The organism is Streptomyces sp. NBC_00083, assembly GCF_026343295.1.
Taxonomy (GTDB): domain Bacteria; phylum Actinomycetota; class Actinomycetes; order Streptomycetales; family Streptomycetaceae; genus Streptomyces.
Window position 1 is genome coordinate 849,847 of record NZ_JAPELY010000003.1, and the last position, 21,667, is coordinate 871,513.

General features: G+C 74.3%; 15 protein-coding genes. 2 read left to right on the top strand and 13 right to left on the bottom strand.

Annotated elements, in window-relative coordinates:
* Nucleotides 1-46: 46 nt before the first annotated feature.
* The 9 genes from OOJ98_RS27615 to OOJ98_RS27655 all read right to left on the bottom strand — a co-directional run bounded on the left by OOJ98_RS27615 (nt 47) and on the right by OOJ98_RS27655 (nt 11,871).
* The gene (locus OOJ98_RS27615; protein ID WP_267057747.1) at nt 47-283 is read right to left on the bottom strand and encodes an MbtH family NRPS accessory protein; all 237 of its coding nucleotides are present in this window, start codon (nt 281-283) and stop codon (nt 47-49) included.
* 275 nt (nt 284-558) lie between these two features.
* Nucleotides 559-1,773 (bottom strand): hypothetical protein, encoded by a 1,215-nt coding sequence (locus OOJ98_RS27620; RefSeq protein ID WP_267057748.1) that lies wholly within the window; start codon nt 1,771-1,773, stop codon nt 559-561.
* A 124-nt stretch (nt 1,774-1,897) separates the two neighbouring features.
* A complete protein-coding gene (locus OOJ98_RS27625; RefSeq protein ID WP_267058265.1) occupies nt 1,898-2,857 on the bottom strand; it encodes a TauD/TfdA family dioxygenase in 960 nt (319 codons plus the stop codon).
* A 109-nt stretch (nt 2,858-2,966) separates the two neighbouring features.
* Nucleotides 2,967-3,236, bottom strand: coding sequence for a phosphopantetheine-binding protein (locus tag OOJ98_RS27630; RefSeq protein WP_267057749.1), 270 nt, complete (start codon nt 3,234-3,236; stop codon nt 2,967-2,969).
* A 5-nt stretch (nt 3,237-3,241) separates the two neighbouring features.
* Nucleotides 3,242-4,660, bottom strand: a complete 1,419-nt coding sequence (locus tag OOJ98_RS27635; RefSeq protein ID WP_267057750.1) for a type III PLP-dependent enzyme — start codon at nt 4,658-4,660, stop codon at nt 3,242-3,244.
* Entirely contained in the window at nt 4,650-6,260 is a 1,611-nt protein-coding gene (locus OOJ98_RS27640) for a class I adenylate-forming enzyme family protein (RefSeq protein ID WP_267057751.1), read from the bottom strand. Before OOJ98_RS27640 ends, OOJ98_RS27635 begins: the two co-directional genes overlap by 11 nt.
* Nucleotides 6,257-7,315 carry a ketoacyl-ACP synthase III family protein gene (locus OOJ98_RS27645; RefSeq protein WP_267057752.1) on the bottom strand — a complete coding sequence of 353 codons (1,059 nt, stop codon included), beginning with the start codon at nt 7,313-7,315 and terminating at the stop codon, nt 6,257-6,259. The genes OOJ98_RS27640 and OOJ98_RS27645 overlap by 4 nt, the downstream gene beginning before the upstream one ends.
* A 320-nt stretch (nt 7,316-7,635) precedes the next feature.
* Nucleotides 7,636-10,413: a penicillin acylase family protein gene (locus OOJ98_RS27650; RefSeq protein WP_267057753.1), complete on the bottom strand. Its 2,778-nt coding sequence runs from the start codon at nt 10,411-10,413 to the stop codon at nt 7,636-7,638.
* 291 nt (nt 10,414-10,704) lie between these two features.
* On the bottom strand, nt 10,705-11,871 hold the full coding sequence (locus tag OOJ98_RS27655; protein ID WP_267057754.1) for an AfsR/SARP family transcriptional regulator: 1,167 nt from the start codon (nt 11,869-11,871) through the stop codon (nt 10,705-10,707).
* Between the two features lie 546 nt (nt 11,872-12,417).
* On the opposite strand from OOJ98_RS27655, the gene OOJ98_RS27660 reads away from it, so the two are divergent.
* Nucleotides 12,418-12,597, top strand: a complete 180-nt coding sequence (locus tag OOJ98_RS27660; RefSeq protein WP_267057755.1) for a hypothetical protein — start codon at nt 12,418-12,420, stop codon at nt 12,595-12,597.
* A 65-nt stretch (nt 12,598-12,662) separates the two neighbouring features.
* Here the strand turns inward: OOJ98_RS27660 and OOJ98_RS27665 are convergent, their stop codons facing one another.
* Complete coding sequence (locus OOJ98_RS27665) at nt 12,663-15,686, bottom strand: BTAD domain-containing putative transcriptional regulator (protein WP_267057756.1); 3,024 nt, start codon at nt 15,684-15,686, stop codon at nt 12,663-12,665.
* A gap of 427 nt (nt 15,687-16,113) precedes the next feature.
* On the opposite strand from OOJ98_RS27665, the gene OOJ98_RS27670 reads away from it, so the two are divergent.
* Nucleotides 16,114-16,755, top strand: a complete 642-nt coding sequence (locus OOJ98_RS27670) for a hypothetical protein (RefSeq protein WP_267057757.1) — start codon at nt 16,114-16,116, stop codon at nt 16,753-16,755.
* A gap of 12 nt (nt 16,756-16,767) precedes the next feature.
* On the opposite strand, the gene OOJ98_RS27675 is transcribed toward OOJ98_RS27670, so the two are convergent.
* The 3 genes from OOJ98_RS27675 to OOJ98_RS27685 are packed head-to-tail and all read right to left on the bottom strand — an operon-like array spanning nt 16,768 to nt 21,523.
* The gene (locus tag OOJ98_RS27675; protein ID WP_267057758.1) at nt 16,768-18,147 is read right to left on the bottom strand and encodes an MFS transporter; all 1,380 of its coding nucleotides are present in this window, start codon (nt 18,145-18,147) and stop codon (nt 16,768-16,770) included.
* Nucleotides 18,144-20,153 carry a PEP/pyruvate-binding domain-containing protein gene (locus tag OOJ98_RS27680; protein ID WP_267057759.1) on the bottom strand — a complete coding sequence of 670 codons (2,010 nt, stop codon included), beginning with the start codon at nt 20,151-20,153 and terminating at the stop codon, nt 18,144-18,146. Before OOJ98_RS27680 ends, OOJ98_RS27675 begins: the two co-directional genes overlap by 4 nt.
* Nucleotides 20,150-21,523: an acetyl-CoA carboxylase biotin carboxylase subunit family protein gene (locus OOJ98_RS27685; RefSeq protein WP_267057760.1), complete on the bottom strand. Its 1,374-nt coding sequence runs from the start codon at nt 21,521-21,523 to the stop codon at nt 20,150-20,152. The genes OOJ98_RS27680 and OOJ98_RS27685 overlap by 4 nt, the downstream gene beginning before the upstream one ends.
* Nucleotides 21,524-21,667 lie beyond the last annotated feature (144 nt).

A 21,667-nucleotide genomic window follows, 5' to 3' on the forward strand; every position in this document is an offset into this window, starting at 1 on the left:
GCCGCTCACGGCGGTGCTGCTCGTGCCGCGCACACGGCCGCCGTGCTCAGCCGGCGGTCGGCACCGCGCCGGCCTCGGCGGCCTGCCGCTCCATCGCCCGGCGCAGGCTCAGCGGCCGCATGTCGGTCCACACCTCGTCGATGTGGGCCAGGCACACCGCCTTCTCGCCCCGGGGGCCCTGGGCGCGCCACCCGGCGGGCAGCTCCCGGTCGGCGGGCCAGATCGAGTACTGCTCCTCGTGGTTGACCACGACCTGGTAGACGGTGGTGTCCTCGCTGCTCATCACTGCGCTCCGATTCGCTGGATGGTTGGTGGCGGCCGTGTTCGGTGCCGCCGTGCGGGCGGGCCGTGGGGCCGGCCGCTCTGTCGTCGATCCTTCCGCCCGGCCCTGACCGCGCCCTTGATCCGTCCTGACCCGCGCCTTGGGGGTACCTGGGTGCGTGCTGGCCCGGTCCTGTGCGGGTGCGGACGGCCTCCCGGCGTCCCGCCTGCGCCGCACTGACGGCTCACTGAACGCCGGCTGAAGCCCCGGTCGGGGGGCGCGTCGGGCGGGGCGGGTCAGCCGAGGGCGGGGAAGAGGCGGGCCTCCGCGGCCTCGCGCAGATACGAGGCGCCGTCGGTGCCCCCGGTGCCGCGCACCGTGCCGATGACCTTCATCGTGATACCCCAGTGGGTACGCTTCATCGCCCCCCACGCCGCGTCCAACTCGCGCATGGCCACCAGGAGTTCGGCGTCGGGATCTCCGCCGCGCCCAAGTGCGACGTACAGCGTCGGGCAGGACCGTTCGACGGTCCGGTAGGTCCGGGACTGGACCGCGCTGCGCCCGTCGGTGTTGGCCCGTATCACCGCGAAGGCGTCCTTCGGCATGGTGGTCAGCACCCGGAACACCCCGGATGTCCCGGTCACGTGCCGCGTCGCCTCGTCGAGCAGCTTGCGCGCCAGATCGGCCCGGCCCACGGCCACCGCCTCGGTCGCCGCCCGCACGGCCCTGGCGACGGCCGCGAAGACCGCCTCGAAGATCTGGATGACACGGATGAACATCTGCTCGTCGTGGCAGCGCGTGGTGGGCGTCAGCGTCAGCTCGACCGCCCGCAGCACCTCGGCCGTGACCGTGCCCCGCGCAGCCGAGACGGCTTCGGCGCCCGCCCGCACCAGGGCGGCCGGCCCGTCCGTCGCGTCCGGGGCGCGCGCCGGCCCGGCCGCGGAGGTGAGGCAGGCCGCCGCGACGAGGGCACGCAGCGCCGCCCTGGCCCGGGGCCGGCCGGCCGGGGCGCCGGCCAGGGCCGCCGTCTCGGTCTCCACGACGTCGGCGAGCAGCGCGGTGATCACCTGGTCCGTGCTCGCGCCGGCCTCGGCCAGGGACGTGTAGACCGGGAGTCCCGCATAGCTGTCGTAGTCCCCGTGTCGGCCGTCCACCACCTGGGGCAGCCAGTCCGTCAGGAGCCGCGCCGCACCGTCCGCGCCCTCGGCGGGACGAGGACCGGCCGAGCGCAGCGCGGTCAGCAACTCCTCGCCGACCGCGTTCTTGCCGACGGTCCGGTAGTGGCCCAGCACCGCGCGGTACGGGAAACACGCGGGTTCCCGGCCCGCGCCGTGCCAGTGCGCCAGTGCGCGCAACGCGCGGTGCGGGGTCAGGTCGTCGGGCTCCGGCCGGGCCGCGGTGAGGCTGGGTCCGCCGATGCCGGGTGTGCCGGCCGGATCGTCTGCGGGTGTGTCCGTGCGGACGGCGGGCGCGGGCCCGGCGCCCAGGGCGGGGGAGAGTGCTGCGGTCACGGTCGCTCCGTTGGGGTGTGCGGCCGGGCCGGGGGACGGCCCGGGGGGTTCACGGGCAGGACGGCGCAGCCCGGCCGGCGCGGACCCCAGGGGGGCCGCGCCGGCCAGGCTGCGGGTCGCAGGATCAGGCGTCGCGCGCGGCCGGGTCGGCCAGGACGTAGCCGTCGCCCGCCCGGTGGGCGCGCGAGCGGCGCAGGTCGGCGAGGACGAACGTGCGCTGCAGCCAGCGGTCGGTGCCGTCGAAACGCGGGCTGAACGCGGTCCGTCCGTGCACGGTGATCCGGTTGTCGACGATCGCCAGGTCGCCGGGTTCGAGACGGGCCGTGCGCGCGGTGCGCTCGAAGAGCCGCCGCAACTCCTCCAGAGCCGCCGCGGCCCGTTCGGTGAGCGGCTCGGTCGCTGCCATGTCGACCCGCAGGTCCGGGTCGTCGTGGGCGCCGGTCAGCACCGGATGCGGCTCGGCGGAGCCGGCGGCCGAGCCGAACGACGGCGGCGGCGCGGTACGGAACTCCGGCCGGTGCAGCGCCGCCCGGGTCGCGTCGTCGAGCAGCGGCAGCACCTCGCGCACGCAGGACGTGCGCAGCCCGGCGAGCCCGCCCGGATCGGCGCGCAGGCACAGCAGCATGACGAAGTCGGGGCGGTGCGGGTGGAAGGCGTTCTCGTTGTGGAAGGTGAGCAGCACCGAGCCCGCGTTGCCCTGGAAGTCCTCCCGGCCGGGCACCGGGACGACGTCCTGCACCAGCGCGCCGGTCTTCTCCGGGCGGAACGCGGCGGGATCGCCGAGCCCGCACGCGGCGAGCATCAGCACCGCCGCCGGCACCCGGGCGGTGCGCTGCACCGAGCCGTCCGCCAGGGGAGTGGCGCCGAGGGCGTCCCCGGTGACGGGCAGTCCGCGCACCAGGAGGGCGCCGCCGGGCCCGGGATCGCGGCGGAAGGAGCGCAGGGTGCGGCGCAGACGGGCGGGGAGTTCCTCCCAGCGGTCCCGGGCGGACGCCACCCAGGCGGGCTCGTCGACCCGCGCGTCGGGCCCCGCGCCGAGGAGCGCGGCGACCCGCTCGGTGGCGGTGGTCTCGGCCCCGGTCAGGACCAGGTCCGGAGTCGTTGTGTCGATGTCCAGTGAAACCGGCACGGCTGCCAGCCTTTCTCGAAACGGTCGGGCCGTCGGGCCGGGGGCGGCCGGACGGTCGGGGCGGTCAGCGCGGGCCGGCCGCGTCGAGCTGCCGGGCGAGGGCGGTCCACAGGCTGCCGACGGTCTCGAAGGCCTCCGGTCCCAACTCCTCGTCAGGAATGGCGACTTGGTAGGCGTCCTCCAGGCGGATGAGCAGCTCGACGACGGCCATCGAGTCGAGGCCCGCGCCCCGAAGGCCGCGGTCGGCGCGGAGCGGAAGCTCCGCGCCGAGCCGGGGCAGCAGGGTGGTCAGGACGGACTCGTACCGGTCGTCCCAATGCTGTTGTGTGATCACGGTGTTCAGCTCCTCGTGGTGCGACCGGCGCGGTCGCGGTGGTGGTCGGTGGAGTGGGCGCCCTCGGTCTCGGCGCGGGGACGGGCGGGAAGCGGCTCGCGGGTGAGGGCCAGCCGGTCGGCGCCGACCACCCGGCCGCCGCGCACGGTGACTTCGGCGGGCGCGGGCCGGCTGAGGAAGCCGAGCAGGCTCGCGGTCGCCCCGTACGCGCCGACGTTGGGCACCGCCAGCAGGGCTCCGGGCCGCGGCGGTACGGATTCGGTGGCCCGGCTGATCACATCGGCGGGGGTGCAGAGCGGGCCGACCAGCGTCACCCGGCGGGTGGGGGCAGGCTCGGGAGCGAGACCCGGGCCGGATTCGGGTTCGGGTTCGGGGAGGGGATCAGGGCCGGTGATCCGCAGCGGCTCGGCGCGCAGCGAGGGCAGCCGGCCCACACCGGAGAGCCCGCCGAGGTGGTTGATCCCGCTGTCGAGGATGCCGAACGTGGTGCCGCGGCTCTCCTTGACCTCCGTGACGGTGCAGATGAGCCGCCCGCTGTCACCGACCAGATACCGCCCGGACTCGAAGGACGGCTCCAACCGCCCCCGCCAGCCCGGCAGATGCTCGTCGAGCGCCGCCGTCAGCGGCTCGCGCAGCTCGTGATAGCGCGGCCGCCCGCCCGGCGCGGCGTACGGACAGGCGAAACCGCCGCCGAGGTCGAGCATGCGCAGCGGCAGCCCCCAGTGGGCTTCGAGGGCGGCCGCGGTACGGATCGAGGCGACCGCCTCCGCGAGCAGGCCCTGAGGATCGGCGGCATTGGTGAGCGGGAAGAAGTGCAGACCCCACAACTCCGTTCCCTCGACGACGAGATGGGAGATGTCCGGCAGGGTGTCCGTGATGTCGTGGCCGAACTGCGAGGCCCCGCCGGTCATCCGCAGACCGACGCCCGCGCCTGCGCCCGCCCCGTTGACCCGCAGCAGACAGCGCGCGGTCACCCCCAGGGCGCTCGCCTGCGCGCCGACCCGGCGCAGGTCGGCGGGCGACTCGACCGAGAAGGTGCGCACCCCGGCGGCCAGCGCCTCGCGCACCTCCCCGGCCGTCTTGCCGGGCCCGCCGTAGAGGCAGTCCGCACCCTCGAAACCCGCCGCGAGGGCCGAGGCGAGCTCACCGGTCGAGCAGATCTCCGGCAGACAGCCTGCGAGCCGCAGGGTGCGGACGAGTTCGGGGTGCGGGTTCGCCTTGAGCGAGTAGTACAGGCGGGACCCGTCGGGCAGCGCCGCGCGCAGATCTGCGGCGGCCGCCTCGACCCGGCCCAGGTCGTACACGTACAACGGGCTGCCGTAGCGACGCACCAACTCGGCGGCGAGCAGGTCCTCGGCGGGCGGCGGCTCCGCACGGACCGCCGGCGCAGGGGCCGGTCCCGTGGGGGAGGGGTCAGTGCGCATCGGTGTCCAGGGCCTTCCGGTCGATCTTGCCGTTGGGGGTGAGGGGCATCCGGGCGATCACCCGGCAGACGGCCGGCACCTTCGCCGGTTCGAGGCGTTGCCCGACGCCCTCGATCACGTGCTCCGCGGTCAGCCCGGCGTCGCCGGTGACGACCAGGCGCAGATCGAGCCCGTCCCGCGGCGCCAGCGCCGCGGCGGCCCGCACGCCCGGCACGTCCAGGGCGGCGGCCTCGATCTCCGGCGTCCCCATCCGTACGCCGCGCCGCTTGAACTGGTCGTCCAGGCGGCCCGAGAAGTAGAGGTGGCCCTCGGCGTCGAGCCGGCCGTGGTCGCCGGTGTGCAGCCGCGTCCGTCCGGTGTCCGGGTCCGGCCGGAAGCGGCGCGCGGTCGGTTCGGGCGCGTTCCAGTACCCGGCCATCACATGCGGCCCGCCGACGACGATCTCGCCCACCTCGCCCGGCGGCAGCGCGCGGCCCGCGGCGTCGAGCACCTCGACCGTCGTGCCGTCGAGGGGCCGGCCCACCGAGCCGGGACGGACGAGGTCGGAGTCCGGCTCCGCGATCGTGACCCGCTTGCACTCGGTGATCCCGTACATCGCGACCACCGCCGCGCCCGGGAACCCGGCGCGCAGCGCTCCGGCGACCGAACCCGCCAGCGCCGCACCGGTGTTGGTGAAGAGCCGCACATGGCCGGGCGGCGCGCCACGGGCCGCGAGCCGGCACAGCATCTCGGCCAGCGAGGGCACCACGGGCACCACGGTGGCCCGGCACCGGCGCAGCACGCTCATGGCCCGCACCGGCGCCGACGCGTCCGCCAGGACCAGCTCGGACCCGCCGATCGCGGCCAGCAGCACCTGGTAGAGGCCGTAGTCGAAGGAGAGCGGCAGCGCGGCGAGCACCACGTCGTCGGGCCGGTAGCCGAGACGGCGGGCGATCGCGCGGGCGGCGAACACGACCTGACGCTGGGTGCACACCACGCCCTTGGGCGCGGAGGTGCTGCCCGAGGTGTAGAGCAGCTGGGCGATCGCGTCGGGAGCGGGGCGGCGCGGCGGGCCGGCAGGCCCTGCCCCGCGGTCCAGGAGCTCGGCGGGCGTGGCGGTCCGGGCGCCGCTCACGGCGACCGCCTCGCACACCGGCGCCGTCTCGGACGGGTCGAGGACCACCACCGCGGGCGCCGCGTCCGCGAGCACCCCGCGCAGCACGAACGCCTTCATCTCCGGGTTCAGCGGCACCACGACGGCGCCCGCGCGCAGCACCCCGTAGTACAGCGCGACGAACTCCCGGCGGTTCCCCAGCCGCAGCACCACCCGGTCGCCCGGCACGACGCCCCCGGCGCGGCTCAGCCCGTCGGCCACCGCCCTGCTGGCATCGGCCAGTTCGGCGTAGCTCCAGGCCCCGTCACCGTCCCGGACGGCGGCGGCATCCGGGCGGGCGGCGGCGGTCGCGTCCAGCAGATCGACGATGAGCGTGCCGTCGAGCGGTGTGCTCCCGGGCAGGCCCCCGTCCGGGAGCGGTGTGCTCGCGGACAGCCCCCCGTCCGCGAGGAGGCCGGCGGGCGGGCGGGCACTCGCGGTGGCTTCCGCGGACACCGGGCCGCTCACGCGTACCACCCCGACGCGTCGGTGATCTCCACGACCGCGCTGGTGCAGCTGTAGCCGGTGCCGCCACCGACCAGCAGCACCCGGTCGCCCTCGCCGACCTCGCCGGTTTCGAGGAGTTCGTTCAGGCCGGCGAAGTGGTCCCCCGCACCCAGGTGCCCCACCTCGCGGCAGAACTCCCAGTTGGAGACCTTCTCCTCCAGGCCCAGCTGGTGTTCGAGCTGCCAGCGCATCCGCTGCCGGCCGGTGGCGTTGAGCACCACCCGGTCGATCCGCTCCATCGGAGTGCCGGCGTCGGCCAGCGCGACGCGGATCGACTCGGCCGCCACCTCGGCGGTACGCACCGTCGCGGTCCGCAGATTGCGTTCCGCGCGGAAGTACTCCTCGGCGCGCGCCGCCAGGTCCACCGGCCGGGCCGCCAGCTCGGGACCCGAGCGGAATCCGGCGCCGCGCGCCAGGCCTTCGAGGGAGTTGTCGACCCGGGTCGCGGTCGCCAGCAGCCGGGCGGCCGCGCCCTCGGCCGAAGCGCTCAGGACCAGCGCGGTGCCGCCGTCGCCGTAGACCATGCCCCGCTCGGCCCGCCACCGGTCGAAGGCGGGCGGCGTGAACCGGTCGGCCGTGGTGAGCAGCACCGCCTCGTCCCCGCCGGGCCGCCCCGCACCGAGCTGCCGTGCGGCGAGTTCGAGACCGGCAAGGCCGGCGTTGCACTGCTGCAGCAGGTCGAAGGCGGGCACGGACGAGCCCACCGTGTGCTGTGCCACATATGCGGCGCCCGGCCACAACTCGGCGCCCTGGAACCACAGATAGCTGTGGAAGACGGTGCCCACCCGCTCCGCCGCCCGCCCGGCCCGCCGCAAGGCGGTGCGGGCCGCGCGCACCGCCATCTCGGGCGCGGCCAGATCGTCCGCTCCGCCGGCCGTGGCCGAGCTGACCGAGTGGATCTGGTTGACGGCGTGCTCGTCGGCGTCGTACGCACCGTCCGCGACCGCCCGCGCGGCCTCCGCCCGGTCCGCGAGCCAGACACCCGTGCCGGCCAGATACACCTGCTCCCAGCGCATGTCTCTCCGATCTCCGGCCCCGTGGCAGGACGCCCGGGGTGACTTTCGGTCACGAGCCTGCCGTCCGCCTCCTGCCGCGCGGTTGTCCCGCACTGGCCGCCGCACGGTGCTGCTCTGGGCTCCGGCCTGCCGCCCACGGGCCGCGCGCTGACACCCCGCTGACGCCCCGCCGACCGGGGGCCCGAGCCGGTCTGACGTACGACTGAACTCCCTCTGGTGCCACGCCGGCGCGCGGCGTCGCTGCCGGGCCCCACGCGACGGTGCCCGGCCCCCGCGGTTGAGCGGGGGCCGGGCACCGGAGCCGCCGGCCGGGACCGGCCTCAGGGGGTGAGGCGCAGGCGGTCGCGGGCCGCCCTGTCCACCGCCGCCGTGCCGTACGGCCACGGCAGGCTGCCGCCGTCGGCCCAGAGCCCGGTCTGGTCGGTGTACGTGTCCGCGGTGGCGTGGCCGGACGCACCGGTCAGATTGATCCAGCGGGAACGCTCGAAGTCGGCCATGTCCACCACCATGCGCATCGACGGCACCCAGATGACGTCGAAGCCCTTCTGCGGGTCCCAACCGTTGGCCATCACCGTGTCGGTGCCGCCGCCGACGCCGATCGGGTCCGCGTTGAGGAGCCACTGCAAGGGGGCGGGGCCGCCGGTGCCCAGGGTGGCGTTCTGCAGCGTCAGGGTGTGCAGCGCGCCCCAGCGCCACTTCGCCGGATCGTCTCCGAGCCGCTTGCGCAGATCGGCGGAGGCCTTCTCCATCGCCTGGCGCAGCATCGCGTCACGGCCGTGCACGGAGGGGTCGGTGGCACTGGTCCACCACGGGCTGTCCGGCTCGTCGAGCAGCGCGCGCACCACGTCGAACCAGCGCCCACCGCCGTCGGGGTAGGCGTAGCTCTTGACCCCGGCCTTCGTCAGGCGGTCGGTGAACGCCTCCTTCAGCAACTCGGCCCAGACCGCGTTGAAGTAGGCGGCCGGAGCGGAGTCCGCGCCCTGGGTGAAGTCCCAGCCGCGCAGCAGGTTCTGGGCCGGTGCGGCGTCCTTGCCGACCGCGACCCGCAGCAGCTGGGGCGCCAGCGTGGCGGCATTGCCGTTCCACGTGTCCTGGGTGATCCGTTCCATCGCCGCGACGTCCAGCTTGCCGGCCGCCTTGATGAGGTCGATGATCCGTGTGCTCCGGTATCCGGTGCCCCAGTCGCTGCCAATCAGATGCGGGTAGTCGGGGCCGACGACCGCGTTGTTGGCGGTCACGATGTAGCCCTCGGGCGGGTTGAAGCTCGTGGGCAGCTGGTCGAAGGGGAGGTATCCGGTCCAGTCGTACGCCCCGGTCCAGCCCGGCACCGGGCGGCGGCCGTCGCCTGCCTTGCGTACGGGGATGCGGCCCGGCGTCTGGTAGCCGATGTTCCCGGCCCGGTCCGCGTAGATCATGTTCTGCACGGGGGAGGCGAAGGCGGCGGCAGCGGCGCGGAAGTCGTTCCAGTCCTTGGCCCGGTCGAGGGCGAAGAGGGCGTTCATGGTGGGCGCGGGGTCGAGCGCGGTCCACCGCATGGCCACCGCGTAACCGTCCCGGGCGCCGTGCGGCGGCACGTCCGGTTCCTTGCCGTCGTCGGCCACCTCGTCGGCCGACTTGAGCACATCGGATATGAGGGGGCCGTGCTGGGTCGAGCGGACGGTCAGCTCCACGGGGCGCCCGCCCGCCACCTTGATCGTCTCCTTGCGGACGGTGAGGGGGAGTTGCTCATTCTTGTACGCGTATCCGGAGCCGCTGACCTTCTCCACGAAGAGGTCGGAGTCGGCGGCGCCCAGATCGGTGAACCCCCAGGAGATGTCGGCGTTGTGGCCGATCACCACGCCGGGCATGCCGGCGAACGTGAAGCCGGTGACGTCGTAGGGGCATTCCGGCCCGGTCCGCGTGCAGTGCAGGCCGACTTGGTACCAGATGCCCGGCAGCGAGGGCGTCAGGTGCGGGTCGTTCTCCAGGAGCGGCTTGCCGGTGGTGGTCCGACTGCCGGACACCACCCAGGAGTTGGAGCCGATGCCGGTGCCCTGCGGGCCGAGGACGGCGGCCAGTACCGTACGCACCCCGGCGCTGTCGGCCAGCGCGGCGGAGGCGGCGGCGGGGACGACGGGAGCGGGCTCGCCGGGTGCGGCCTGCGCGGCGGGCGCCGGGGGTGCCGGGGCCTGCGGCAGCGTCTGCGCCTCGGGCGCGTTGGCGGGTGCCCGGTCGGGGACGATCGGCGCCCAGCGCTGATAGTCGTAACCGGGAGAGAGCGCGTCCGCCGTCCCGGCCGGCAGCCGGGCCGCCAGCATCGAGTGCTGGAACTGGTCGATCATGCCGGTGTTGAGGTTCCACGCCATCGTCTTCAGCCAGGACACCGAATCGGCCGGCGTCCACGGCTCGGGCCGGTAGTCGCCGGAGACGAAACCGAGGACCGGGTACTCCACCGACAGTTCGGCGCCCTGGTGATGGGCGAGATAGGCGTTCACGCCGTCGGAGAAGGCCCGCAGGTACCGCTGCGTCTCGGGCGACAGCAGGGTCACCTCCTGCTCGGCCACCCGGTACCAGCCGAAGGTGCGCGCCACTTTGTCGGTCTGCACCTGGCTCGGCCCGAACATCTCGGAGAGCCGGCCGGAGGTGACGTGCCGCTGGGTGTCCATCTGCCAGAACCGGTCCTGGGCCTGGGCGTAACCCTCGGCCATGAACAGGTCGTGCGAGGTGGCCGCGTAGATCTGCGGGATGCCGGACGCGTCCCGGACGATCCGGGCCTCGCCGTCCAGGCCCGGCACACCGGTGCTGCCGGACAGTTGGGGCAGCGAGCGGTGGACCGTCCAGTACGCGTACCCCGCGAGCGATCCGGTGGCCAGCAGGACCAGGGCGGTGAGGGCGACCGCGGTGCGCTTGACGATCCGCAGCACGCGCCGGCGCCGGGAGCGCGGCGCGGTCCCGGACGCCGGGGCGCCGGGGCCGGTGGCGAGGGTCTCGGCGCCGGAGGCCGGCACGGAGTTCTCCTCGGCGTGCGGGCCGGGGCCGGCCGGGGACGCGGGGTCCTCCTCCGGGGCCGGGGTGGGACGGGGTTCGTCCGGTGGCGACGTATCGGTCTGGACTGTCATGGGGCGGTGCTTCCTTGGTCGGCGGGGGTGCGGGATTCGAGGGTCGTCAGGGTCGGGGGGATTGCGGCCATGGCGACGGCCGCCGTGTGCGCGCGAGAACGCGACGCACGACGGCGGTGGCGGGGCCGGCGGACGAGAGGGCGTGGGGCGAGGGGATGAGTGGGGCGAGCGGGGTGAGAGGGATGAGGCGTGCGAGCCTGGCGAGAGCGGTGCTCTCGTGCTCAAGAGGCCTGTGGGCAGAGCGGGTTGAAGAGCGAGCCGGGGTTCGGGCGGCGGCGCGGGGCCGTCGGGTCAGCGGGCCAGGCGGCGGCCCGCCGAGTCGGACCAGGGGCCACCTGCGGCCGTGGACGGGGCGGCTCCGGTGGCCGGCGCCGCGCCGACCAGGGTCAGCCGGGGCCGGCCGGGGACGGGTTCCGGGCCGTGGGCCGCAGCGGGTGCGCCGCCGGACCCGTCGTCCCCCGGACCGGCATGGCCCGCGGAGTGGCTCCCGGGGCGAGCCCCGAAGTACCCCCCGGCCCGGTGGACCGACGCGTGGTGCCCCGACGCGTCCTGGCCCGGCTCGTTGCGGCCCCGCTCGTCGTGACGCGGCTCGTCGTGGTGCGGCGCCGCGCCGGACGGCCCCGGCGGTACGAGACGTGCGAGCGGGTCGGGGCGTCCGGCGAGGATCGCCTCCTCGATCCGACGCAGTTCCGGTCCGGGCAGCAGACCCAGGTTCTCCGTCAGTGTGTGCCGGGCGCGCTGGTAGGCGGCCAGCGCGTCGGCCTGCCGGCTGCCGCGGTAGAGCGCGACCATCAGCAGGGCCCAGAGCCGTTCACGGTAGGGGTGTTCGGTGGTGAGGACCATCAGATGCGGTACCAGGCGTGCGTGGCCGCCGAGGGCGAGCGCCAGTTCGGCGTGCTCCTCGACGGCCGCGAGGCGCAGCTCGGCGAGGCGGGCGCGCTCGACGTCGAGCAGCGGACCGCTCACACCGGTCAGGGCGGGACCGGGCCAGGAATCCAGCGCGGCGGCCAACGTTCCCTCCGCCGACTCCAGTTGGCCGGACGTACGCAGTGCCCGCGCGTCGGCCGTCGCCTGCTCGAACCGGCCGAGGTCGCAGCTTCGGGGGCTGACGGAGAGCCGGTAGGACGCGCCGACCCGGGTGAGTACCTCGCTGGCGGCGCGCGGCGCGCGGTCGGGCTCGAAGAGCCTGCGCAGCTTGGAGATGTAGGCCTGCACCAGGTTGGCGCCGTCCAGCACGGCGGTGTCGCCCCAGATCCCGTCGATCAGATGGTCGCGGCCGACGGGGGAGCCGGCGCGCAGCAGCAGGACGGCGAGCAGGGCGCGCTGCCGGGGTGCGCCGAGGGGCAGTTCGACGCCGTCCCGCCATCCCCGGACCTCCCCCAGCACTTCGAAGCTGAGGCCTGTCGGCAGGTCGGTGGAGGAGGAGAAGGAGGTGGAGGAGGAGAGGGGGGTGGTCATGCGAACCTCCGCCGAGCCGGGCCCCGTCGCGTGACGGCTCGGGCGCAGTTGTGGGCGTACGGAGCGGGGTCGTGGCCGACCCGCGCCGGGACGGTGCGGAGCGCGGTCCGGACGGTCCGGGTGGTGCGGGTGGTGGTGCCGGTCCGGGGGCGCCGGTCATGCGCCCCCGACACCGGTGCAATCAGGTCGAGTTGTCGCCGCGCGGCAGCACCCGAGTGGCCGGTCGTCGCCGGGCCGTTGTGCCCGTGCCGGAGTCCGGGCGGGCGGCCGGAGCCGGATACCGGTTCGCCACCGTCCATGTCACTCCCTGGTTCGCTTGCGTCGCGACGCGGGCCGGGGTCGGCCACCGTCTGACAGGGAATGCTGCACGGGAGGCATATACGTGGGATCCTCAAGCCCGCCGGGCCCGGACGAGCGGCCTCCTATCCGGCATATATCCGCCGTAGATCGGTGGGCGCGAAGGTGGTCACCGAGCAGCCGAGAACCTCACGACGGACACCGGCTCTCCCCGTACTCAGAAACGATCCACGGAGCGGACGGCACCTCATGAAGCGATCCATCAAGTCCCTGATCCTGCGCAAGGCCGCGGTTGTGATCACCGCGGCGTGCGCCGCCTCGCTGGTCTCGGTGGCCGTCTCCCACGACGCGACGCCGGCGTCGGGAAGCACCGTGAGCGTCCGGGCGGGCGGCCCGTCCAACCCGGAGGAGTGGAACAGCCAGGGCTGAACCACCGCACGCCACCGGCGTGTTCGGAGACCGAGCGGTCCGGTGTCCCCCCGGCGCCGGGCCGCTCACCCCTCCGCGGCCCCCACGAGACCGCCGAGCGATCGCACCAGCGACTCGGCCTGGTCCGCGTCGGGCAGGCCGAGCCCCGTGAACACGTCGTGGGCCTGGCCCGCGCGGGCCAGGGCCGTCGCGCCGTCGCCGGTCTCCGCCAGCGCGCGGGCCAGCGCCAGCAGACAGTGCCCGCGCTCGCGCTGGGAGCCCAACTCCTCGCTCAGGGACAGTGCTTGCTCGGCCTCCACCAGCGCCTCGTCGTGCCGGCCCAGGTCGCGCAGGCTCTCGGAGAGCCGGAACCTCGCCTGGGTCTCCCGGCCCAGCAGCCGGGCCGAGGCGCAGATGTCCAGGCACGCGGTGTAGCTCACCACGGCGTCGGCGGGCCGCCCCAGTTCGTGCAGCGCCATCGCGTGGACGTACCAGGCGTAGGAGGTTCCGTGCGGATCCCGTACGGTGCGCAGCCGGTCGAGGACGCTCTCGCACGCGCGCACCGCCTCGGCGGGGCGGCCGCTGCGCAGCCGGGCCTGGGCGGCGTTGAGGACGGTGATGAGCTCGCCCGAGCGGTGGCCGAGCTCGCGGGCCAGTTCGGTGGCGCGGTCGTAGAAGTCCACGGCGTCCGAGAAGCGCCGCTGCCACTGGGCGATCAGGCCGCGGTCGTTGAGGATCTGCTGCAGGATGACCTCGTCGCCCGCCCGCTGGCAGGCCTCGGTCGCCAGCCGGGTGTGCAGCTCGGCCTCGGCCAGCTGGGTGTACTGGACCGCGGCGTTGCCGCAGACGAAACGGGCCCGCGCCTCGGCCTGGTCGTCGCCGTGGGCGGCGGCGGTGTCGGCCACCTTGCGTGCGGCGGCGGCCAGTTGGAGGTAGGGGATGTCCCGCCCGAACGGACTGAGGGCGACCAGCAGATCGCCCGCGGTCCGCAGCAGCCCGGGGTCGGCGCCCGCCGGGCACTGGGCGGCGAGGGCCGCCGCGTTGACGGCGCAGTCGAATTCGGCCGCCACCCAGGCGCGTGCCTCGGCCAGCGTGGCGAAATGCGGACCCGACTCGGGTCTGCCGCCGAGGATCGCGCCGACGGGATCGCCGGGCACCATCGCCTGGAAAGCCGAGCACGCCCCGTCGAGGAGGTGGTCCAGGAGCCGCCCCAGGGCCGCCGCCGCGTCGTCGCCCTCCGCCGGCTCGGACCCCGGCCGGTCGGCCACCACGAGCTGCAGCGCGAAGGAACGCACCAGGTCGTGGTAGCGGTAGCGGCCCGGCAGGGGCGCCTCCAGCATGGCCGCGTCGACCAGCGACTCCAGGAGCTCTTCGGCGTCGTACTCGTCCAGACCGAGCGCCGCCGCCGCCGCGGCCGTTCCGATGCCCTGGCGCGCGACCGGGGCGAGCAGCCGGAACACCCGGGCCTGCGGGCGGGGAAGCTGGCGGTAGCCGAGTTCGAAGGCGGCGGCCACGCCCAGGTCTCCGGCCCGCAGCTCACCGATGCGCAGCCGTTCGTCGGCGAGGCGGCCGGTCATGGTCGCCACCCGCCACCGGGGCCGGGCCGCGAGCCGCGCCGCCACGATGCGCACGGCGAGGGGGAGGTGGCCGCAGAGGCAGACCAGTTCGGCGGCGGCCTCGGGTTCCGCAACGATGCGCTCGGCTCCGACGATCGCCCGCAGCAGGGCGATCGCCTCCTGTGTGTCGAACACGTCCAGATCGCTCTGGACGGTGGTGGAGAGCCCGGCGAGCATGGCCCTGCTGGTGATGATCACGCCGCAGTCCGCGGAGCCGGGCAGCAGCGGTCTGATCTGCGCGGGGTCGCGGGCGTTGTCGAGCACGACCAGGATGCGGCGCCCGTCGAGCGCCGTACGGAAGAGCAGGGCGCGGTCCTCGGTGGAGGCGGGCAGGCCCTGCCCGGGGATCCCCAGAGCGGTCAGGAAGCTGCCGAGGACGGCGCCGGGGTCGGCGGGCTCCAGGCCGTTGCCGCGCAGATCGGCGTAGAGCTGGCCGCCGGGGAAGTCCGGCTTGGCCAGGTGGGCGACCTGGAGGGCGAGGGTGCTCTTGCCGATGCCTCCCATGCCGGTGACGGACACCACCGTGAGGGAGGGGCGGGCGGGGGAGGTGAGGGCCCGGTACAGGGCCTGGACCTGGCCGGTGCGGCCTATGAAGTCGGAGATGTCGGCCGGGAGCTGCGCCGGTCTGGTCGGCACCGGCGTCTCGGCGGAGTGCGGCGCGGCGCTGCCGGGGGCGGGCGCGGGAGCCGCGGCGAGGCCGGCTTCCGGCTCCTGCCCGCCGTCCGCGCGGCCCATCAGCAGCGGATCGTTGGCGAGGATGCGTTCGTGCAGGGCGCTCAGTTCGGGGCCCGGGTCGATGCCCAGTTCCTCGGCGAGGATCCGGCGGGCCCGGCCGAACACGGCGAGCGCGTCGGCCTGGCGCCCCGCCACGTACAGGGCACGCATCAAGAAGCCGTACGGCCGCTCCTGGAGCGGGTTCTCCTGGGTGAAGCCGATGAGGTCCGGGATGACGAGCGCGAACCGGCCCTGCCGCAGGTCGTGCGCGAACCGCTCCTCCAGGAGCGCGAGCCGCAGCGCGCCCAGCCGGGAGCGCTGCTGTTCGGCGAAGGGCCCCGGCACGCCGGCCAGGGGCTCGCCGCGCCACAGCCCGAGGCACTCGCCGAGCAGCCGGCCGCACTCCTCCTCGTGGCCTGCGGTCCGCGCCCTGGCCGCCGCCGCCGCGAGTTCCTCGGCGTGCAGGGCGTCCACCGAGCTGGACGGTACGAGCAGTTGGTAGCCGTCGCGCAGCGACACGAGGACCTTGGGGGCCGAGCGGTCCTCCTCGACGATCCCGCGCAGCCGCCAGGCGTAGGTGCGCAGGCTCGACAGGGCGGACTCCGGCGCCTGTTCGCCCCAGACGGCGGCGATCAGCTCGTGGGCCGGCACGGCGCGGCCGGCCCGCAGCAGCAGCGCGGCCAGGAGCGCCTGCTGCTGCGGCGATCCGGTGGGCAGGACGCCACCTTCCCGTACGGCTCGCACGGCTCCGAGCACGGTGAACCGGATGGCCTCCCCCATGGATCCGCTTTCCTTCCCCTCGGTCACGCTGGTCGTGCCGCCTCCATGGAGCGCCCCCACACCCCTGACGAGCAGGTCTCGATTATCACATCGAGCGGCGGGATGTCCTTACTTGTCGGAACCGGTCTGCCCGAACGACCCCCGCGCGAAGGACGTTCGGGCAGGAGAATCCCCGGCGACCCGCGGCCCCGCCCGGCGGATTCGCGGGACGGCGCGAGCCGCTCCTCGCCGGCCGTCAGCGGCCCCGCGCCCGTGACGGCGGCGAACGGCAAGGAGGCGGCACCCGCGGCGATGAAGGCGCTGTCGAGCCCGGAATCCCGAGAGTTTCCGGCCGCCCCATGAGACACTCTGGTCCATCGCATGTCATGTACCGGACAGTCGCGTGCCGCACACCCCCGCGGCGCGCACGACGTTGGGGGAGTACGCCATGGACCGATCCACATCCCGGGGCCTGAGCCGGGTGAGCCTCGCACTGGGCGCGGCCCTGGTGTCGACCGCGCTCTGCGCCACGGTGAGCGCGGCGGCACCCATCGGCGCCGCCGGCCGCACCGGGAGCGGCACGGCTGCGTCCGCGACCGCCCAACGCGCGTGCCCCGTCGTCTACTTCGACCTCGGCGAGACACTGGTGCACACGGCCGACGACGGCAGCACCGGCTACCAGCCGGGCGCCGCCGCCTACCTCCGGGCCCTGCGCGCGCACCACATCACGATCGGCCTGATCACCAACGTCCCGCCCTCCTGGGGCGCGACCGACGCCGAGCGTGCCGCCCGCCTGAAGAAGGAGGTCGACGCCACCTGGCGGGGCCCCACGCCCTTCGCCTGGCAGGACTTCGGCGACCGGATCCTCACGCCGCGCACCGATGCCGAGCGCAAACCGGCGCCCGTCCTGTGGCAGCGCGCCAAGGCCGCGTCGGGGCACTGCGTGCTCGTCTACCAGGCCGAGACGGCCGAAGAGGTCCAGGTCGCGGCCTCCCTCGGCTATGTGCCCTACCAGGTGGACCAGCCCCACCTGCCCGCGTTCCTGCCCGTACGGCTGGTCGAACTCCTCGGCCGTCTGTCGCGCGGCTGAACCGCCGGTCCGCTACGCGGCCGACGGCGGCCCGCGACGTACACCGTCCGCGGAGCCGACCGGGTCGCCGCTCTGCTGCCCGCCCCCGGCGCCCGCTCCGGGCCCGCGGGCGGCCCGGCCCGCCGACGGCCCGGCCGCGGCGTGTTCGCGCTTCACCACGCCGGTGTGCAGCAGCAGTTGAACGACGCCGAGCAGCACCGCCGTCGCCACCGCGCTGTGCAGCAACAAGGTGTCCAGATGCCCGGCCGAGACATAGGCACCCACCGCGATCGCGGCCAGGGCGCACACCGCGCGGTCCACGATGCTCTCGATCGACAGCAGCGTGGCGCGCGGGGCGTCGGCGGGCACCGCGTCGTTCACCAGCTTGCGCTGGACCGGATAGACGAAACCGGTCGCGGCGGCGAACAGGCACAGCAGCACGACGACGCTCCAGGGCCCGCCCACCGCCATCGCCGCCAGAGTGCCCGCGAGCGCCAGGCTCAGGACCGACACCCACGCGACCGGCGTGAGCCGGCGGCTCAGCCACTGCGGGCGGGCCGAGGCCACCGCCTCCGCCACCGTCATCGCGGCCAGCACGCCACCGCTCGACCCCTCCCCGATGCCGTGGTCGAGGAGGATCGGCTGGAACAGGTTGACCTGGCAGATCCGCGACAGCGTGAACACCGCCACGCCCTGCACCATCACCAGACCCAGCCACCGCGACGAGGCCACACAGCGCAGCGCGGCCCCCGCGTCCCGCAGGAACGCGCCGCGCCCGCCGCCCGCCCGCGGCGCGCGGTCCGCGCCCGCCGCCCTGGGCAACGCCAGCGCGCAGACGAGCGAGCCCCCCGCGCTCGCGGCACTCAACACGTACGGCGCCGTGTGCGCCACCGCCATCAGCGGCCCGACCAGCGGCCAGCACACCACCTTCGCCGCGAGCCCCAGAGCACGCGCCGTGCCCTCCGCGTTCAGATAGTGCGCGTCGCACTTCTCGGCCCGCAGCCCGTCGTACAGATAGGCACTGGCCGCGCCCGAGGTGAGCGAACGGCCCAGGGCGATCGCGAGGAAGTGGAGCAGGAACCCGCCGTACGAGGCGCTGACCACCGGAGCCAGGTTGGCCGCCGTCATCACCACGGCGCCCGCCCGCAGACAGTTGCGGGCACCGATCCGGTCCGCGATCAGCCCGGTCGGGATCTCGAACAGACAGAACGCCACGTAGTAGATGCTCTGGATGCCGAAGATCTGCCCGTCGGAGAGCCCGGCCGTCTTCTGGTACTCGTAGAAGACCGGCATCCACCACAGCAGGTTGAACAGCAGCTGGAAGCCGTAGTTGAGCCGGATGATCCGCCGGGCCCGGTCCGTCAGAGGGGCGCCCGCCTTCCCGCCGGGCCGCCGCGCGAGACGCGGGCTCACAGCGCGTACGGGCGGATCTGGACCAGCCGGAAGTCGCCCCGCTCGGTCATCAGCCACTCGATGTCCAGCGGCCGGTCCACATCGGACCCGCTGAAGTGCGACTGCAGGAGCCGCCCCGTCAGGGACAGATCGGCGAGGCGGGCACGGGTGGCGGCGGGAAGCCCGTCGCCCCACGAGCCGAGCGCGACGGTACGACCGCCGCCCTCCACCACGTTGTACAGGTACTGCTGCGGCAGGACCGAGCCGTCGACGACCTGCTCCGGCGAGCCGGGGGAGCAGTTGAGGTAGACGTTGCGGAAGTCGGCCCTGCGCGTCGGGTCGCACGTCACCAGGACACCGCCGAGCGAAGCCGGCACGTACTCCTGGATGATCACACCCATGTAGGTGTCGTCGAGGGAGATCCCCACCTGGTGGCGCAGCCGCACACTGCGCGGCGACACCAGGGAGGCCCACACCTGGCGTACGGCGTCCAGGAGTTCACCGGTGCCGTGCACGGTGGTGACGGAGTCGTAGACCCCGGCCGCGGAGAACCCCGGAAGGTCCTCGGCGTTGGACGAGGAGCGCACCACGAGTCGCCCGCACTCGCCCGGCGGCGTGGGGAAGGCCTGGCTGATCTGCCGGGTCACGGAGTCGGGCACCGGCGTGTGCCGGATCAGCTGCTGGAGCTGGAGACAGAGCGAGTCCAGGACGTCGGCCGCATCCAGTTCGAGTGCCATCTTCAGCTTGCCGATGCCCTGCTGCAGCGCCGGCGACGAGGCGAGGAAGTGCTGCTGGAGCGAGAAGGGGAGCGCGACGCCCTCCGGGGCGCCGACCGTCGAGGCCACGAAGCCGGCCGCACGCGAACGGAGTTCGGCGGCGGTCGGGTCCGTGAGGCCGAGCCGGGCGGCGAGATGACCGTAGAGGTCCTCGCGTGGCGGCCGGGGCCGGCCGTAGAAGGCGGTCAGATCGGCCGTGCGGCTGTCCAGGACGTGGTGCAGCTCGCCCAGGTTGGCCGCCTTGGTGCCGTACCGGTCGCTGTCGGCGGCGCGCAGCCGGTGCAGGGACAGCACCGGGGCGTCCTCGAGCAGCGGGGGTTCGAGCCGGATGCGCTGCTGATGCCAGGCCGGCGCCCGCAACTCCGGCTCCCCGTCGAGGAGTTCGAGGGAGATCTCCTCCTCGCCCACCCGGTAGCGCACCCACGCGCCGTCCAGGCCGTCCTTCTCGACGAGCTCCTCCAGATCACGCACGATCGCATTGGGTATGCCCCAGCCGGAGGCCAGCACATTGGTGTGCGAAAGCGGCGTGATCGGCGCGGTGTTGACGAACCCGGCCACCCGGGGCACGTCGTCGGGCAGGCACGGCATGGCCACGATGTCCGCCCAGCCGAGCCCGGCCTCCGCGGCCGCGTACTGCGCCCCCGTCCGGAAGTACCGCAGCCGCCCGGTCGCCTCACCCGGATTGAGGGGGGTCCGCACGCGCGAGCCGAAGAGCTCATGGCTCAGGATGCGCGGCACCCGCAGCTCACTGATCGCGGCCAGCTCCTCCTCCTGCCCGTGGTTGGCCGGCTTGAGCAGCACCGGCAGCCGACCGTCGACCCGCTCCCGCACGAACGCGTAGAAGAACGCCAGGAGTTCACCGTTCATGGTGTCGGCCTCGGTCGTCTCCAGCACCAGGAAGGTGCGCTCGCGGCCCTCCGCGTCCTCGTCGGTGTGCAGGGACAGCACCCCGAGCAGGAAGCGGCGCGCCGGATCCATGTACACGGAGGCGTTGAACGCGTCCAGATCCGCGTCGAGTTCGGCGAGGCTCATGCCGAGGACGCGGGTGGCTATGTAGTTGACGTGAAAGGGGTGCGCCGCCGTGTCGAGCAGATGCCACGTGTTCTCGGCCCGGTCGACGACGACCTTCAGGTACGGATGGCCGGCGAGCACACCCGACAGGGTGCGGAACAGCGGCAGCGAGAGGTTCTCGCCGACGACCGTACGGTCCGTGGCCGGCTCGGCGGCGCCGGCGAACAACTGGGCGGTCATGCGGAGACCTCCTCGGGCGTGGCGACGGGCAGGACGCGGGGCAGCGCGTCCACCAGCGTCTCGAAGTCACGCAGCACGGTGCGCGCGTCGGTGGCCGACAGCAGACACAGCGCGGCCATGGTGTTGGCGCCGCCGGCCGGGTCGTAGACCGGAACGACACCGCCGTCGGCGAGCGAACTCTCCGCGACCACCGACAGCTCACTGCCCCGGCTGAGCAGCACCTCCTTCGCGACGGCCGGGAAGTCCCACACCCTGCGGTCCCGCCAGGCCTCGCCCCGACCGTCGACCGCGAGCACCACGAGCGAACCCGCCGCGCCGCGCGCGTGGGCCGCAGTGAGGGCCCGCTCGGGCCACTGGACCGTACGGCCCAGAAGCTGGTCCACGAGCATGCCGACGAGGTCCAGCCCGAAGACATCCTCGATCTGCGGCACCGTCATCGCCCCACCGAACCGGGCCGCCGTCTCGATCAGCCACATGCTGCCGTCCGCGCCCAGCTTGATCTCGGTGTGCGTCCCGCAGTCCCGCAGACCGAGCGCGTCGACGGCCTCGCGGGCCAGCGCCACCACCCGCTCCTGGGCCTGCGAGGACAGCAGGGCCGGGGTGATCCCGGCCCGCTCGGTGAACGGCTCGACCGTGGGCATCCGGCCGCTGAGACAGACCGGGTGGAACACACCGTCCGCCACGACACCCTCGACGCTGACGTAGTCGCCCCAGCCCGGCTCGTCGAACCAGTCGGCGGCCGTGCCCGTCACGATCTCCTCGACCACGAAGTCGCCCTGCGCCCGCGCCACATGAAGCTCCGCATACCCCAACTGTGCGGATTCGGCCATCACTTCGCGAGAGCGACGCCACGCACCGGCCACCTCGTGCGGAGCCCGGATGATCTGGTGCGCGGTGGAACCGGCACTCCAGGCCGCCTTGAGAAGCAGCGGGAAGCGCAGCACGCCGGCCGCCTCGCGCAGATCCGCCTCCGAGGCGACCGCACGGAACTCGGGCTGCGACAGACCGCGCTCCCGCCAGGTACGGCGCATCAGGCGCTTGTCACGCGCCAACGACGCCGCGGCACCCGCCCCCGCCAGGCCGAGCTCCTCACACGCCTCGGCCACCGCGACGACCGCGTACTCGGAGAAGGTGAGCACCGCCTCCGCGCCCACGGCCTTGGCCCGCGTGACGATCAGGGACACCAGGTCGGAGCGCTCGGCGTCATCGGGCGTCACGACCGACGCGCACAGTCTCCGGGCGGAACCCGCCACCGAGGGAGGAAGAGCGCTGAGCGCCAGCAGGTGCACCTGAGCCCGCGCGGCCGTCCTGGACAGGACGTGACCGAGCGGCGGACCACCCTTGGCATGCACTAACAGCACCTTGCTCACTGAAGTTCGTCTCCATTCATCCGTGTTGATCGCGTGATGTGCCGCGTGCCGTACGCGCCGCACATGGCGGCCTGTGCGTCGTACGTGTCGTCGTATGCGCCGGCGTGGGGGCCGGTGATGCGCATCGGGTGCGGGGAACACCCC

Excerpts from the sequence above, each read along its gene's own strand:
- OOJ98_RS27660 (WP_267057755.1), top strand. The coding sequence starts at position 12,418 with ATGAAGCGATCCATCAAGTCCCTGATCCTGCGCAAGGCCGCGGTTGTG.
- OOJ98_RS27655 (WP_267057754.1), bottom strand. The coding sequence starts at position 11,871 with ATGACCACCCCCCTCTCCTCCTCCACCTCCTTCTCCTCCTCCACCGAC.
- OOJ98_RS27665 (WP_267057756.1), bottom strand. The coding sequence starts at position 15,686 with ATGGGGGAGGCCATCCGGTTCACCGTGCTCGGAGCCGTGCGAGCCGTA.
- OOJ98_RS27635 (WP_267057750.1), bottom strand. The coding sequence starts at position 4,660 with ATGCGCACTGACCCCTCCCCCACGGGACCGGCCCCTGCGCCGGCGGTC.
- OOJ98_RS27670 (WP_267057757.1), top strand. The coding sequence starts at position 16,114 with ATGGACCGATCCACATCCCGGGGCCTGAGCCGGGTGAGCCTCGCACTG.
- OOJ98_RS27615 (WP_267057747.1), bottom strand. The coding sequence starts at position 283 with ATGAGCAGCGAGGACACCACCGTCTACCAGGTCGTGGTCAACCACGAG.
- OOJ98_RS27650 (WP_267057753.1), bottom strand. The coding sequence starts at position 10,413 with ATGACAGTCCAGACCGATACGTCGCCACCGGACGAACCCCGTCCCACC.
- OOJ98_RS27645 (WP_267057752.1), bottom strand. The coding sequence starts at position 7,315 with ATGCGCTGGGAGCAGGTGTATCTGGCCGGCACGGGTGTCTGGCTCGCG.
- OOJ98_RS27680 (WP_267057759.1), bottom strand. The coding sequence starts at position 20,153 with ATGACCGCCCAGTTGTTCGCCGGCGCCGCCGAGCCGGCCACGGACCGT.